Annotated in this window: 1 pseudogene; it reads right to left on the reverse strand. The window is 61.7% G+C overall.

The annotated features are described in order from the left end of the window. Positions 1-209, reverse strand: a pseudogene (locus RRF55_RS29405) (DNA utilization protein GntX); the annotation flags it as partial.

Consider the following 209-nt stretch of genomic DNA (forward strand, 5'->3'; position numbering starts at 1 on the left):
CAATTCAAGGCGAAAGGCGTTTTTCAGGTTTCTTTTGCGCGACCGGGCGTTGAGCCGGTGCTGAACGGCAGTGGCATGAATACGTTTCAGCGCAGAGGCGGGGTACCGGCAACCCAGCCAGCGGGCGAGCGGACGGCACAGGAGGTCGCTCTGATTGTATCCCCGCCGCCAGTGCCGACGCTGAAAGAGTGGCACGTTCACGAGCGTGT

The organism is Klebsiella sp. K47, assembly GCF_051858335.1.
In the GTDB taxonomy this organism is placed as follows: Bacteria; Pseudomonadota; Gammaproteobacteria; order Enterobacterales; family Enterobacteriaceae; genus Klebsiella; species Klebsiella pneumoniae.